This window comes from Pseudomonas sp. AP19, from assembly GCF_001728855.1.
GTDB classification, from domain to species: Bacteria; Pseudomonadota; Gammaproteobacteria; order Pseudomonadales; family Pseudomonadaceae; genus Aquipseudomonas; species Aquipseudomonas fluorescens.
This window is the reverse complement of the sequence record NZ_LXJP01000002.1, coordinates 1-14,105: the sequence shown is the minus strand read 5'-3', so window position 1 is coordinate 14,105 and position 14,105 is coordinate 1. Positions and strand designations below refer to the sequence as shown.

Annotated in this window: 14 protein-coding genes and 4 tRNA genes; 14 read left to right on the top strand and 4 right to left on the bottom strand. The window is 59.0% G+C overall.

Annotated features, from left to right (window positions below; genetic code table 11):
* The first annotated feature begins 9 nt into the window (after positions 1–9).
* The 12 genes from truA (at position 10) to A7D21_RS01935 (ending at position 9,543) form a co-directional block, all read left to right on the top strand.
* A complete protein-coding gene (gene truA, locus A7D21_RS01990) occupies positions 10–834 on the top strand; it encodes a tRNA pseudouridine(38-40) synthase TruA (RefSeq protein ID WP_053257086.1) in 825 nt (274 codons plus the stop codon).
* Between the two features lie 63 nt (positions 835–897).
* Positions 898–1,530: a phosphoribosylanthranilate isomerase gene (locus A7D21_RS01985; protein ID WP_053257085.1), complete on the top strand. Its 633-nt coding sequence runs from the start codon at positions 898–900 to the stop codon at positions 1,528–1,530.
* Between the two features lie 245 nt (positions 1,531–1,775).
* Positions 1,776–2,696, top strand: coding sequence for an acetyl-CoA carboxylase, carboxyltransferase subunit beta (accD, locus tag A7D21_RS01980; RefSeq protein WP_053257084.1), 921 nt, complete (start codon positions 1,776–1,778; stop codon positions 2,694–2,696).
* On the top strand, positions 2,693–4,000 hold the full coding sequence (folC, locus tag A7D21_RS01975) for a bifunctional tetrahydrofolate synthase/dihydrofolate synthase (RefSeq protein ID WP_069550960.1): 1,308 nt from the start codon (positions 2,693–2,695) through the stop codon (positions 3,998–4,000). Before accD ends, folC begins: the two co-directional genes overlap by 4 nt.
* Positions 3,984–4,640 (top strand): SPOR domain-containing protein, encoded by a 657-nt coding sequence (locus A7D21_RS01970; RefSeq protein WP_053257082.1) that lies wholly within the window; start codon positions 3,984–3,986, stop codon positions 4,638–4,640. Before folC ends, A7D21_RS01970 begins: the two co-directional genes overlap by 17 nt.
* Before the next feature lie 248 nt (positions 4,641–4,888).
* Positions 4,889–5,446: a CvpA family protein gene (locus A7D21_RS01965; protein WP_003212681.1), complete on the top strand. Its 558-nt coding sequence runs from the start codon at positions 4,889–4,891 to the stop codon at positions 5,444–5,446.
* A gap of 41 nt (positions 5,447–5,487) precedes the next feature.
* Positions 5,488–6,993, top strand: a complete 1,506-nt coding sequence (gene purF / locus A7D21_RS01960) for an amidophosphoribosyltransferase (protein ID WP_053257081.1) — start codon at positions 5,488–5,490, stop codon at positions 6,991–6,993.
* 65 nt (positions 6,994–7,058) lie between these two features.
* Positions 7,059–8,270 (top strand): O-succinylhomoserine sulfhydrylase, encoded by a 1,212-nt coding sequence (locus A7D21_RS01955; protein WP_053257080.1) that lies wholly within the window; start codon positions 7,059–7,061, stop codon positions 8,268–8,270.
* An 11-nt stretch (positions 8,271–8,281) separates the two neighbouring features.
* The gene (locus tag A7D21_RS01950) at positions 8,282–9,046 is read left to right on the top strand and encodes an SDR family oxidoreductase (RefSeq protein ID WP_069550959.1); all 765 of its coding nucleotides are present in this window, start codon (positions 8,282–8,284) and stop codon (positions 9,044–9,046) included.
* 107 nt (positions 9,047–9,153) lie between these two features.
* Positions 9,154–9,229: transfer RNA gene (locus A7D21_RS01945), tRNA-Val, on the top strand.
* A gap of 55 nt (positions 9,230–9,284) precedes the next feature.
* A tRNA-Asp gene (locus A7D21_RS01940) sits at positions 9,285–9,361 on the top strand.
* Positions 9,362–9,466: 105 nt separating this feature from the next.
* Positions 9,467–9,543 (top strand) — tRNA-Asp (locus A7D21_RS01935).
* Positions 9,544–9,722: 179 nt separating this feature from the next.
* Here A7D21_RS01935 and A7D21_RS01930 read toward each other — a convergent pair.
* Positions 9,723–11,006, bottom strand: a complete 1,284-nt coding sequence (locus A7D21_RS01930) for an FAD-binding oxidoreductase (RefSeq protein WP_053257078.1) — start codon at positions 11,004–11,006, stop codon at positions 9,723–9,725.
* A 184-nt stretch (positions 11,007–11,190) separates the two neighbouring features.
* On the opposite strand from A7D21_RS01930, the gene A7D21_RS01925 reads away from it, so the two are divergent.
* Together A7D21_RS01925 and A7D21_RS01915 are read left to right on the top strand one after the other, a co-directional pair.
* Positions 11,191–11,267: transfer RNA gene (locus tag A7D21_RS01925), tRNA-Val, on the top strand.
* A 203-nt stretch (positions 11,268–11,470) separates the two neighbouring features.
* Positions 11,471–11,926 carry a hypothetical protein gene (locus tag A7D21_RS01915; RefSeq protein ID WP_069550957.1) on the top strand — a complete coding sequence of 152 codons (456 nt, stop codon included), beginning with the start codon at positions 11,471–11,473 and terminating at the stop codon, positions 11,924–11,926.
* A 39-nt stretch (positions 11,927–11,965) separates the two neighbouring features.
* Here the strand turns inward: A7D21_RS01915 and A7D21_RS01910 are convergent, their stop codons facing one another.
* The 3 genes from A7D21_RS01910 to A7D21_RS01900 form a co-directional block, all read right to left on the bottom strand.
* Positions 11,966–12,190, bottom strand: a complete 225-nt coding sequence (locus A7D21_RS01910; RefSeq protein WP_069550956.1) for a hypothetical protein — start codon at positions 12,188–12,190, stop codon at positions 11,966–11,968.
* A 33-nt stretch (positions 12,191–12,223) separates the two neighbouring features.
* A complete protein-coding gene (locus tag A7D21_RS01905; RefSeq protein ID WP_069550955.1) occupies positions 12,224–12,940 on the bottom strand; it encodes a hypothetical protein in 717 nt (238 codons plus the stop codon).
* Between the two features lie 321 nt (positions 12,941–13,261).
* Positions 13,262–13,969 (bottom strand): recombinase family protein, encoded by a 708-nt coding sequence (locus A7D21_RS01900; protein WP_069550954.1) that lies wholly within the window; start codon positions 13,967–13,969, stop codon positions 13,262–13,264.
* Between the last annotated feature and the right edge of the window lie 136 nt (positions 13,970–14,105).

Genomic DNA, 14,105 nt, shown 5'->3' with positions numbered 1-14,105 from the left:
GCCGCCGAAATGGCGGCCGCAGGCTTTTACCGCATCGCCCTCGGCGTGGAATACAAAGGTTCGCGCTATCGCGGCTGGCAGCGCCAGGCCTCCGGTGTGTTGACGGTGCAGGAAACCCTGGAAAACGCTTTATCGAAAGTCGCCGACTCGCCGGTGTCGCTGATGTGCGCCGGGCGTACTGACGCGGGCGTGCACGCTTGTGGTCAGGTGGTGCACTTCGATACCCAGGCCGAACGCACGATGAAAGCGTGGGTAATGGGCGCCAATATCAATTTGCCCCACGACGTCAGCGTCACCTGGGCCAAGGTCATGCCTGCGCATTTTCATGCGCGATTCAAGGCGATTGCCCGGCGCTACCGCTATGTGATCTATAACGATCAGATCCGCCCGGCGCACCTTAATCAGGAAATTACCTGGAACCACCGTCCCCTGGATGCCGAGCGCATGGCCGAGGCGGCACAGCATTTGGTGGGTGTGCATGACTTCAGCGCCTTCCGTGCCGGCCAGTGCCAGGCCAAGTCGCCGATCAAGGAAGTCCATCACCTGCGGGTGACCCGCCACGGCAAAATGATCGTGCTGGACATCCGTGCCGGCGCCTTCCTTCATCATATGGTGCGTAACATTGCAGGCGTGCTGATGACCATCGGCACCGGCGAGCGTCCGGTGGAGTGGGCCAGAGAAGTGCTGGAAAGCCGCATCCGCCGCACGGGCGGGGTGACGGCGCATCCGTTCGGCTTGTACCTGGTGGATGTGGAGTACCGCGATGAGTTCGAGTTGCCGGATCGCTTCATCGGGCCACACTTCCTCACAGGTTTCAGCGAACTTGGCGGCTGACGCCCGGAAAAGCTTTTGTTACCATCCGGGACTTTCTCGGTTCAACCCTGAGGTTTCTACGACATGTCAGCCGTTCGCAGCAAGATTTGCGGGATTACCCGCATAGAAGACGCGCTGGCGGCAGTCGAGGCGGGGGCGGATGCCATTGGTTTGGTGTTTTACGCCAAAAGCCCGCGGGCGGTGAATGTGTTGCAGGCGCGGGCAATCATCGCCGCGCTGCCACCGTTCGTGACCACCGTGGGGCTGTTCGTCAACGCCAGTCGCTGCGAACTCAACGAAACCCTGGATGCCGTGCAGCTGGACATGCTGCAGTTCCATGGCGATGAAAGCCCCGCCGAGTGTGAAAGCTACCAGCGCCCGTATATCAAGGCGCTGCGCGTCAAGGCGGGGGATGACATCGCTGCCGCCTGTGCGGCCTATACTGGCGCTCGCGGGATTCTGTTGGACACCTATGTCGAAGGTGTGCCCGGCGGAACGGGTGAGGCCTTCGACTGGACGCTGATTCCCGAAGGCTTGAAGACGCCGATCATCCTCGCAGGCGGGCTCACCCCGGCCAATGTCGGGGCGGCCATCGAGCAGGTCCGGCCGTACGCGGTGGACGTGAGCGGTGGGGTGGAGCAGGGCAAGGGCATCAAGGACCACCACAAGATTCGCGCATTCATGCAGGCCGTGCGCAACAGCAGTGGCGTGATGTGACGGCTGGCAGTCTGCCGCCGTCCATAACTACCACTGTGTAAAACAGCACCGGCGCCGCCTGCGGGAGGCCCGGAAATGAAGTGGCAACCCTGCGCTGGCAGGTTGTCTGGAAGGCTGAGGAGGCATGCGGGAAATGGCCGGTCGAACGTCTGACCCCGTCCAGCATGTGTCATCGCCACATATGAATTTAGCTCAAGGGCATACGCGGGGCTGTGTTCAAGCCACCGGTACTGGAGAAAGAAAGCATGAGCAACTGGTTAGTAGACAAACTGATCCCTTCGATCATGCGTTCCGAGGTGAAGAAAAGCTCGGTTCCTGAAGGTCTGTGGCACAAGTGCCCATCCTGCGACGCGGTGCTGTACCGCCCGGAGCTGGAAAAGACCCTGGATGTTTGCCCCAAGTGCAACCACCACATGCGTATCGGCGCCCGCGCCCGCATCGACATTTTCCTCGACGCCGATGGCCGTAACGAGCTGGGTGCCGACCTGGAGCCGGTTGACCGCCTCAAGTTCCGCGACGGCAAGAAGTACAAGGACCGCCTGACCGCTGCGCAGAAGCAGACCGGTGAGAAGGACGCGCTGATCTCTGTCAGCGGCAAACTGCTGGGCATGCCGGTTGTCGTGTCCGCGTTTGAGTTCTCCTTCATGGGGGGGTCGATGGGTGCCATCGTGGGTGAGCGTTTCGTACGTGCCGCCAACTACGCCCTGGAAAACCGTTGCCCGATGATCTGCTTCTCCGCCTCAGGTGGCGCGCGTATGCAGGAAGCGCTGATCTCCCTGATGCAAATGGCCAAGACCTCCGCGGTACTGGCGCGTCTGCGTGAAGAAGGCATCCCGTTCATCTCCGTGCTGACCGACCCGGTCTACGGCGGCGTTTCCGCCAGCCTGGCGATGCTGGGTGATGTGATCGTCGGTGAGCCCAAGGCCCTGATCGGCTTTGCCGGCCCGCGCGTGATTGAACAAACCGTTCGCGAAAAACTGCCGGAAGGTTTCCAGCGCAGCGAGTTCCTGCTTGAGCACGGCGCTATCGACATGATCATCGCCCGTGGCGAGCTGCGTCCACGCCTGGGTAACCTGCTGGCGCAAATGATGGGCCTGCCGACGCCGGTGTACATCGCGCCTAAAGTCGAGCCAATCGTCGTGCCGCCGGTGCCTGCAAACCTATGACCCAACGTACCCTGGGCGAATGGCTCGCCTACCTTGAGCAGTTGCATCCGTCCGGCATCGACATGGGCCTGGAGCGCTCGCAACAGGTAGCGGCCCGCCTTGGGTTGGGCCGGCCGGCACCGCGCGTGGTCACGGTGACCGGCACCAACGGCAAAGGCTCTACCTGCGCCTTTGTCGCGGCGCTGCTGCAAGCCCAAGGGCTGAAGGTCGGCGTGTACAACTCTCCGCACCTGCTGCGTTATAACGAGCGGGTGCAGCTCAATGGCGTCGAAGCCACTGACGAGCAGCTCTGCGAAGCCTTCGCCGCACTGGATGTCGGGCGTGGCGAGATATCCCTGACGTACTTCGAGATGGGCACCTTGGCGGCGTTTTGGCTGTTCGAGCGTGCGCAATTGGATGTGGTTGTCCTGGAAGTTGGCCTGGGTGGGCGTCTGGACACGGTCAACGTGGTGGATGCCGACCTCGCGCTGGTCACCAGCATTGGTGTTGACCATGCCGATTATCTCGGCAATACCCGTGAGTCGGTGGCCTATGAAAAGGCTGGCATCTTCCGTCAGGGCAAGCCTGCGCTGTGTGGCGACCTGAACCCGCCGCAGCCCTTGCTCGACAAGGTGCGCGAGCTGGATTGCCCGTTTTACCTGCGCGGGCGCGAATTCACGCTCGAGATTGGCAACCAGCATTGGCAATGGCGCGGGTGTGATGCGCGTGGGCAGGTTGTAGCGTTGCGTGACTTGCCGTTGCTGAACCTGCCGATGGAAAACGCTGCGCTCGCGCTGCAAGCCTACCTGTTGATGGATTTGCCGTGGAATGCCGAGCAGATTGCTGCGACATTGCTGGCGACCCGGGTGGTTGGGCGGCTGGATCGCCGCGCGTTTGAATGGGCGGGCAAGCGTCTGAACCTGCTGCTGGATGTGGGGCATAACCCGCATGCCGCCGAGTACCTGGCGCAGCGCCTGGCGCGTACGCCACCGGCTGGTCGCCGCCTGGCGGTGTTCGGGCTGTTGGCCGATAAAGACCTGGACGGCGTGGTTGCGCCGTTGCTGAGCAATGTTCAGGCGTGGGCAGTTGCGCCACTGGATACGCCGCGCAGTCGTCCGGCCGCCGAGCTGGAAGTCGCCTTGCAGAACCTTGGTGCATCGGTGGCGTCGTATACAAGCGTCACCGCCGCGCTTGAAGCGCAATGTGCGGTGGCCACGGCCGAGGACGAGATTCTGTTGTTCGGATCATTTTATTGTGTTGCCGAGGCGCTAGAGTGGTTGGCCCGGCGCTCCACGGAGGAAGCTGCACATGGCATTACTGGATAGCGCATACAAGCAGCGAATGGTTGGGGCCCTCGTATTGGTGGCGTTGGCGGTGATTTTTCTGCCGATGCTGTTTTCCCGCCAGGACGAACAGCGCCAGGTCGTCGTCGAGGCGCCGGCCGCGCCCCAGGCGCCGACGATCCCTCAGGTTCAGGTTGAGCCGGTGGTGGTGCCCGAGCCGCAGGCGTTGCCGCAAGAGCCGGTGCCGACTGACGAGGAAGTCGCTGCACAGCAGGCGCCAACTCAGCCGATACAGCCGAGTGTGCCGGTGGTCAAGCCTGCTCCGGCCCCGGTCGTTGCCGCCAAGCCTGTTGCGCCTGCGCCTGCGCCCAAGCCAGTGGCGCCGCAGCCGGCCGCACCGGGTAAGCCTGATGTGGGCCAGAGCCGTATCGATCCCAACGGCTTGCCGATCAGTTGGTCGATCCAGCTCGCCAGCCTGGCCAACCGCGAAAGCGCCGAAGCCTTGCAGAAAAAGCTGCGTACCCAGGGCTACAATGCCTATATCCGTAGCGCCGACGGCAAGAACCGGGTGTTTATCGGGCCACTGATCGAGCGTGCCGAGGCGGATCGCCTGCGGGACTTGTTGGGCCGTCAGCAGAATCTGAATGGATTTGTGGTGCGTTTCCAGCCTGAGCGCGGCTGATTTTAAGCGGATAATACGGTTCAAATGTGGGAGCGGGCTTGCTCGCGAATACGCAGTGTCAGTCACTGAATGTGTATCTGGCACTCTGTATTCGCGAGCAAGCCCGCTCCCACATTGGTTTTGTGCTGGTCTTGGCAGGGCGTTATCTATGGGCAACCCATTGATTTGCAAAGCACCCGCAATCACAGCTTACCGATAGCCGAGCGCTCTGCTAAAATGCGCCGCCTTATCCGTCCGTAGGCTGCACTGTGCCATTTACCTGGGTTGATTGGGCGATCGTTGCAATCGTCGCCATCTCCGCTTTGATCAGTCTAAGCCGCGGCTTCGTAAAAGAAGCACTGTCGTTGCTGACCTGGATCATCGCAGGAGTCGTAGCCTGGATGTTCGGTGGTTCACTGTCGGTTTACCTGGCCGGGTATATCGAAACACCTTCGGCTCGCGTTATCGCGGGCTGCGCCATCATGTTCATCGCCACGCTGCTGGTGGGGGCAATGGTCAATTATCTTATTGGCGAGTTGATACGTGTCACCGGCCTCTCCGGGACCGATCGATTCCTCGGCATGGCCTTCGGCGCCGCGCGTGGCGGGCTGCTGGTGGTGGTGGCGGTCGGGCTATTGAGCCTGGGGCCGGTACAGCAGGATTCGTGGTGGCAGGAGTCGGTACTCGTGCCAAAATTTCTATTGGTTGCAGACTGGTCCAAGAACCTCATTCTGGGGTGGAGCAGTCAGTGGCTGGCCAGCGGAATCAGCGTACCCGCTGATCTTCCGTTCAAGGAACACCTTTTACCGGCCAAAACGCCTCAGTAAGCTGTGTTCAGTCAAGATTCATTAAGTAGGGGTTGCGTCGCATGTGTGGCATCGTCGGTATCGTCGGTAAGTCGAACGTCAATCAGGCGCTGTATGACGCGCTAACCGTCCTCCAGCACCGCGGCCAGGACGCTGCCGGTATTGTGACCAGCCACGACGGCCGGTTATTCCTGCGCAAGGACAATGGTCTGGTGCGTGACGTGTTCCATCAGCGTCACATGCAGCGCCTCGTCGGGCACATGGGCATTGGCCATGTGCGTTACCCGACTGCCGGTAGCTCGACCTCGGCCGAAGCTCAACCGTTTTACGTCAACTCGCCTTACGGCATCACCCTGGCGCACAACGGTAACCTGACCAACGTTGAACAGCTGGCCAAGGAGATTTACGAATCTGACCTGCGCCACGTCAACACCAACTCCGACTCGGAAGTGCTGCTTAACGTGTTCGCTCACGAGCTGGCCCAGCGTGGCAAGCTGCAGCCGACCGAAGAAGATGTGTTCGCGGCCGTCACTGACGTGCACAACCGTTGCGTCGGTGGCTACGCGGTAGTGGCCATGATCACCGGTTATGGCATTGTCGGTTTCCGCGACCCGCACGGCATCCGCCCGATCGTGTTCGGCCAGCGTCACACCGACGAAGGCGTCGAGTACATGATCGCTTCCGAAAGCGTGTCCCTGGACGTGCTGGGTTTCACCCTGATCCGTGACCTGGCGCCGGGCGAAGCGGTGTACATCACCGAAGATGGCAAGCTGCACACCCGCCAGTGCGCAGTGGCCCCGAAACTCACCCCGTGCATCTTCGAACACGTCTACCTGGCGCGTCCGGATTCGATCATCGACGGCGTTTCGGTGTACAAGGCGCGTCTGCGCATGGGTGAGAAGCTGGCCGAGAAGATCCTGCGCGAGCGTCCAGAGCACGATATCGATGTGGTGATCCCGATTCCGGACACCAGCCGTACCGCTGCACTGGAACTGGCCAACCATCTGGGCGTCAAGTTCCGCGAGGGTTTCGTCAAGAACCGCTACATCGGCCGTACCTTCATCATGCCGGGCCAGGCAGCGCGCAAGAAGTCGGTCCGCCAGAAGCTCAACGCCATTGAGCTGGAATTTCGTGGCAAGAACGTCATGCTGGTGGACGACTCCATCGTCCGCGGCACCACGTGCAAGCAGATTATCCAGATGGCCCGCGAAGCCGGTGCGAAGAACGTGTACTTCTGTTCCGCCGCACCTGCTGTGCGTTACCCGAACGTCTACGGTATCGACATGCCGAGCGCCCACGAGCTGATCGCCCACAACCGTTCGACCCAGGATGTGGCCGACCTGATCGGCGCTGACTGGTTGATCTATCAGGACCTGCCGGACCTGATCGAGGCGGTCGGTGGTGGCAAGATCAAAATCGCCGAGTTCGACTGCGCCGTGTTCGACGGCAAGTACGTGACCGGTGATGTCGACGAGGCTTACCTGAACAAAATCGAGCAGGCGCGTAACGACTCGTCGAAGATCAAGACCCAGGCGGTCAGCGCGATCATCGATCTGTACAACAACTGAGTAAACACCGGCCCTGAGGGGCCGGTTTTGTATCTTAAATAAAGCATTGAGTAAGGAGTCGCAGCATGAGTCAGGAATGGGATGCCGGTCGGTTGGACAGCGACCTCGATGGCGTAGCGTTCGATACCCTGGCTGTGCGCGCCGGGCAGCACCGCACCCCCGAAGGTGAGCACGGTGACCCGATGTTCTTCACCTCCAGCTATGTGTTCCGTACTGCCGCCGACGCTGCCGCGCGTTTCGCCGGTGAAGTGCCGGGCAACGTTTACTCGCGCTACACCAACCCGACCGTGCGTGCGTTCGAAGAGCGTATCGCGGCGCTGGAAGGTGCCGAGCAGGCGGTGGCGACCGCGACCGGCATGGCAGCCATCCTGGCGGTGGTGATGAGCTTGTGCAGCGCTGGCGATCATGTGCTGGTGTCGCGCAGTGTGTTCGGCTCCACCATCAGCCTGTTCGAGAAGTACTTCAAGCGCTTCGGCATCGAAGTGGACTATGTGCCCCTGGCGGATCTGTCCGGCTGGGATGCTGCGATCAAGGCCAACACCAAGTTGCTGTTCGTCGAGTCGCCTTCCAACCCGCTGGCTGAGTTGGTGGATATCGCTGCATTGGCCGAAGTGGCCCACGCCAAGGGCGCGATGCTGGTGGTCGACAACTGCTTCTGCACCCCGGCGCTGCAACAGCCGTTGAAGCTGGGCGCGGACATTGTTGTGCACTCGGCCACCAAGTTCATCGACGGCCAGGGCCGTTGCATGGGTGGCGTGGTTGCCGGGCGCAGCGAGCAGATGAAGGAAGTGGTGGGCTTCTTGCGCACCGCCGGTCCGACCCTGAGCCCGTTTAACGCGTGGATCTTCCTCAAGGGCCTGGAGACCCTCAGCCTGCGTATGAAGGCCCACTGTGCCAATGCCCAGGCCCTGGCCGAGTGGCTGGAGCAGCAGGACGGGATTGAGAAAGTTCATTACGCCGGCCTCGAGAGCCACCCGCAACACGCGTTGGCCCAGCGTCAGCAGCGTGGTTTCGGTGCCGTGGTGAGCTTTGAAGTAAAGGGCGGCAAAGACGGCGCCTGGCGCTTTATCGACGCGACGCGCCTGATCTCCATCACGGCCAACCTGGGTGACAGCAAGACCACCATCACCCACCCGAGCACCACCTCCCACGGGCGCCTCGCGCCACAGGAACGTGAAGCTGCCGGCATTCGCGATAGCTTGATCCGTATCGCGGTCGGCCTCGAAGACGTCGCCGATTTGCAAGCTGACCTGGCTCGCGGGCTGGCGGCCTTGTGATCGAGTGGTCCATGGAGGCTGCGGCGGTCAGTAACGGCCGCGTCGCACTGGTGACGGGCGCGGCCCGAGGCATTGGCCTTGGGATCGCGGCGTGGCTGATCAGCGAAGGCTGGCAGGTGGTGTTGACCGACCTGGACCGCGAGCGCGGTTCCAAGGTGTCCAAGGTGTTGGGTGACAATGCCTGGTTTATTACCATGGACGTGGCCGACGAGAAACAGGTCGCCCAGGGTGTTGCCGAAGTGCTGGGGCAGTTCGGGCGCCTGGATGCGTTGGTGTGCAATGCGGCGGTGGCCGACCCGCGCAATATCACCCTGGAGAGCCTTGACCTGGCTTACTGGAACCGGGTGCTGGCGGTGAACCTCAGTGGGCCGATGTTGTTGGCCAAGCACTGTGCGCCGTATCTGCGTGCCCACGGCGGTGCCATCGTCAACCTGGCGTCGACCCGGGCCCGCCAGTCAGAGCCCGACACCGAAGCGTACGCGGCGAGTAAGGGCGGCCTGCTGGCCCTGACGCACGCCTTGGCCATGAGTCTGGGGCCAGAGGTGCGGGTCAACGCTGTCAGCCCTGGCTGGATCGATGCGCGTGATCCTGCTGCTCGGCGTGCCGAGCCTTTGACCGATGCCGATCACGCCCAGCATCCGGCGGGCAGGGTGGGTACGGTTGAGGACGTGGCGGCGATGGTGGCGTGGTTGCTGTCGCGTCAGGCGGGGTTTGTCACCGGGCAGGAGTTTGTGGTGGACGGTGGCATGAGCAAGAAGATGATTTACAGCGAGTAGGGCCGATCGCCGTCTTGAAGCAATTTTGTCTTTTTCAGAAAAACTTCAAGCGGGCTATTGACTTAGGTCCGCTACCTGCGTAAATTTCGCGGCCTCAACGAAGCAAAGGGTGATTAGCTCAGCTGGGAGAGCATCTGCCTTACAAGCAGAGGGTCGGCGGTTCGATCCCGTCATCACCCACCACTTCTTGAGAGTTTTGCTTCAGGGCAAGACGCAACGTTAAAGGTTGCACCGACGCGCAGCGGTAGTTCAGTCGGTTAGAATACCGGCCTGTCACGCCGGGGGTCGCGGGTTCGAGTCCCGTCCGCTGCGCCATATTTTCCGGGTTCGACTTGTCGGGCTTGAGATCGAACAGCCAAGGCTGATTGATCAGATGTTTAAAGACGGTTGAGCGTTTACGCGCAGCCGGTCAAGCGATACGCAGCGGTAGTTCAGTCGGTTAGAATACCGGCCTGTCACGCCGGGGGTCGCGGGTTCGAGTCCCGTCCGCTGCGCCATATCTGCCTCAAGGCCCACTGAACGCCTTGAAGCACAAAGCAAGCGTTAAGCTTTCTTTGATCCGATAGCAAAGACCCTGGTCGAAAGACCGGGGTTTTTTGTGTCTGCAATTTGGCTCCGGCTGTTCCTCGGTCAGAAATGTGGGAGCGGGCAAGCCCGCTCCCACAATCAGGTCGGCTCAGAACCCCAGCTTATCCCGCAGCCCGTAGTACCACGCGCCCAGCGCAGCAAACGGTGTGCGCAACAGTTGCCCACCCGGGAACGGGTAGTGCGGCAGATCGGCAAACGCATCAAAACGCTCAGCCTGGCCTCTCAACGCCTCCGCCAGTACCTTGCCAGCCAAGTGCGTGTACGTCACGCCATGGCCGCTGCAGCCCTGGGAGTAATAGATGTTGTCCCCCAGACGACCGACCTGCGGCAGGCGCGACAGGGTCAGCAGGAAATTGCCGGTCCAGGCGTAGTCGATTTTCACATCTTTGAGCTGCGGGAACGCTTTGAGCATCTTCGGGCGGATGATTGCTTCGATGTTGGCCGGGTCGCGTGCGCCATACACCACGCCGCCGCCGAAGATCAGGCGCTTGTCGCTGGTGAGGCGATAATAGTCCAGCAGGTAGTTGCAGTCCTCGACGCAGTAATCCTGCGGCAGTAACGTCTTGGCCAGTTCGTCGCCCAGTGGTGCGGTGGTGATGACCTGAGTGCCGCATGGCATCGACTTGGCCGCCAGCTCCGGCACCAGGTTCCCGAGGTAGGCGTTGCCCGCGACGATGATGAACTTGGCCCTGACCTTGCCCTCGGCGGTATGCACCACCGGGTTGGCGCCGCGCTCGATACGCACCGCTGCCGATTGCTCGTAGATCGTACCGCCCAGGGATTCCACAGCCGCCGCCTCACCCAGCGCCAGGTTAAGCGGATGAATGTGTCCGCCGCTCATGTCCAGCAGGCCGCCGACATAGTTGTCACAGGCCACCACTTCGCGGATACGGCGCTCGTCCAGTAACTCCAGTTGCGTATGGCCATAGCGCTCCCACAGGCGCTTCTGTGACTCCAGGTGGCCCATATGCTTGCTATTAAGCGCGGCGAACACGCCACCGTCCTTCAGGTCGCACTGGATCTGATATTTGGCCACGCGCTCGCGAATAATCTTGCCGCCTTCAAATGCCATCTGCCCAAGCAACTGTGCCTGCTTGGGGCCGACGCTACGCTCGATCACATCGATATCGCGGCTGTAGCTGTTGACGATCTGCCCACCATTGCGGCCCGAGGCGCCGAACCCCACTTTGGCGGCTTCCAGTACAGTGACGCGAAAACCGTTCTCCAGCAGAAACAGCGCGCTTGAAAGGCCTGTGTAGCCGGCGCCGATTACGCACACATCGGTTTCGACTTCACCTTGGAGTACCGGGCGAGGCGGAACCGCATTCGCGGATGCGGCGTAATAGGACTGGGGGTAGGGGGTGTTCGCCATCCTGGAACCTCTGTTTTATATTTTTTACGAGTGCGCCGATCCTACCTGAGTTGAAAATTGCCTGCCAGCCACCCGAAAACCTCGGGTGTGCCCAGCGCCAATAAATAATTCGCATATTCATAGGGTTAGCTGCAAAAAAGATGTTGACACCCCTCCGGAATTCCGTAGAATGCCGCCTCACAGCAGGCACGTAGCTCAGTTGGTTAGAGCACCACCTTGACATGGTGGGGGTCGTTGGTTCGAGTCCAATCGCGCCTACCAAACAAAATCCGCTCTGCTGGGCGGTCTAGAAGGGCTCACCGAAAGGTGGGCCCTTTTTTGTTGCCTGGATTTCATACAGAACGTTCACAAAATATAGGGTTCGTTCACACTGAGCAATGTGAATGCCGATGACGCGATGGTGGGCGGCTACGGCGGTCGGTAACATAGCTTGCGAAATGCCTAGCTTCCATTGAGGGATATCCATGAGTTTTGTAATCCCGACGCTGATCGGAGTTTTTGTTTTCCTGATCGGACAATACCTACTCAAGATGGTGATTGAACCCATACAAGTCTTCAGAGCTGCACTGGCTCGGCTTTCCAACACAATCCTTAGGCACCAAGCCAAGATTACCAACGCAGCCGTCGATGATGAGTTGTCGGGAAAGATATCTGATCATTCGGCAGAGATAGTCTCTGCTGCTGCTACGATCATGTTCTATCGTGCAGCGAGATTGTTCTTCCGCCTACCCAAAAAAACCGGAGTTACCCTGGCAGCGCGAAGCCTGAACCACATCGCCTATTCGCTGAATGCGAGCGCGAGAGAGTGGGAGGCAAGCCCAGCATACAATAGTGCAAAACCTGATCATGTCCGGTACGTATATGATGCGTTGACGGTGATAAGCCAGCAACTTGGTATCAAGACTAGTTACGAAGACTAGCTAGGCGTATCCGATAGCTAGTAGCTATCGGATCATAAATCACCCTTGAGACTGCTTAACGGCAATGTCTCGGATGGTCTGGATATTCTGGTGGATTGCTGAGAGTACAAACCACACACCAGAGCCTAGGCAGCCAACGGCGAAGCCTATTAAGGCTCCGATATACTCGTAGTTACCCTTCATTGCAAAGTATCCCACTACCGTTGCCACAACGATCCCTAGCCAAGCGAAGAAATTCACTACGGTAATCACGATGTCTTTCATTGCGATTGCTTCCTGCATGAATTGAAAATCTTGTCACTCAATCGCTGGTGGGGTGGCATCATTTTCCAGCATTGGTGGTTCTGTTCCTGATGGCAGATTCTCAGCACGTGCTTGCGTATTCCAAGATATGCCGGTCAGTTCTTTTATCCGATCCACTATCGGCTTGGCGTTCTCGCCTACTTTTTTGAGAACTACGCTTGCTTCGACCGCGAGACCGTAGAAAGCATTAAGGTCAGATACCTTTTTATGGATTTCCGACTGCATCTTCTCCAGGCGTTTCAGTAAGCGGCGTTTGTGGTCTTCATCGAGTTCTGTGTTTTCGGTTATCAGTTCGCGTAACTCATTAATTAGCGCCCGAATACGCTTTAAGTCCCCATCCGTAAACTCGTAGCCAAATGTATTGTTGAGAGTGAGAGAGAAGTGGTTCTTAAATTGATCGAATCTGTGTTCGTTAGTCAGGTCTCGGTGCTGAGTTTGCAGCTGTTCTTTGACGCCATCTACAAACTGGCTAAGGCGTACACAAATATTTGGGAAGGATGCTTTCAGATCTGGAGCATCTTCAAGATATGAGATTCGTCCTGCTTCCTTCAAGCTGAATAATAGGGCGTAAATTTCAAATAGGAGTTCTTCGTCGGGAGGTAGCCAGGAACTGCCATTATTGAACTCCGCCTCTACAAACTCGCAGGCTGCAATTGCTCCGGTTGTCGGGTTGTCCTTTATCTGCTCTAAAATTTCCTGTGGTATCCGCATGCTTCGTCCTTATCTAACTGGCCTAGGGGGTGGGCGTATGGTGGCAGTGTGCTTTGATTGTTGTCCAGATGTCTAGCGAGCAGATCGTTGGTAGAGCGTCAGCATCCATGGTGAAAAGCCGGCCTTTTTTCCAGCTCTTTTCCTAAATCCCCCGCCAAAAATAAGTGAGCGTCTGTAGTCTTTTCTAAGGGGGCAGAAGGAAAAATAATGGAGCCTTGAATCAGGTTTGAGCACGAGAAGTGCTAAGCACGTCACGAGTAGGCCAAATGGCAGTCTGCGGAATATAGAAATAAGTTGGGCGGCACTGAAGCTCTCACGGCTTCAGAATGAGACGTTGAAGGCGAGCATGAGGCGACGTACTGCCGTTGGTGTGAACGTGGCGCCACGGGCTGTACGCAAGCCTTTGGTATTGAGGCAATCAGCTACGGCCTGAAGCGTATTCAACTTGTTGTACAGGCACGCCAGTAGGTGGGGCTGTACCGCCGCTTGATGTGCGTTCACGTTCTTCATGCGTTGATCATTGGCGACTGTAATGTCAGCGACAGCACGGCCTTTGGCGAGCGCCTGAGAGCGGTTGTTGATCTTCTGCAAGGCAACGGCATCACCATCGTCAGCACGCTTCTGAAGGGACGCCAGAGCCTCACGGGTACGGCTAGCGATGAACTCACGTTCTTGCTGTGCCAATGCGGCGAATAGGTGGAGTTCAAAGGTCTTTGCTTGAGGCATAGTGGCGACTTTGAACTCTGTCTGCTCCATCAATCGTGCGATGTGGTGGACCGAGCGTGAGAGTCGATCCAGCTTGGCTACCACCAACTGCGCGTTCTGTTCCTTGCACAGAGCCAGAGCCTTAGCACCTTCAGGGCGATCCTCGATTGCCAGCTTGCCCGATACCACGTCGATGAACTCGCCAACAATGTGCCATCCATTCTGATCAGCGGCACGAGTGATGTAGTCGCGTTGTGCATCCAGGCCCAGACCACTATCACCTTGGCCTTTTGTAGAGACTCGAATGTAGGCGACGACTTTCATTTTCTGATCCTTGGCTCGCTGGCTGAGGTTCAATTGTCAGACTGAGGTCAATATTTGTCAATTCGAAGAACGACCATTCCTGCAAATGATAAATGCGGATTTGATGGATTTTGCGAACGGATTGAAGGGGGGGGGG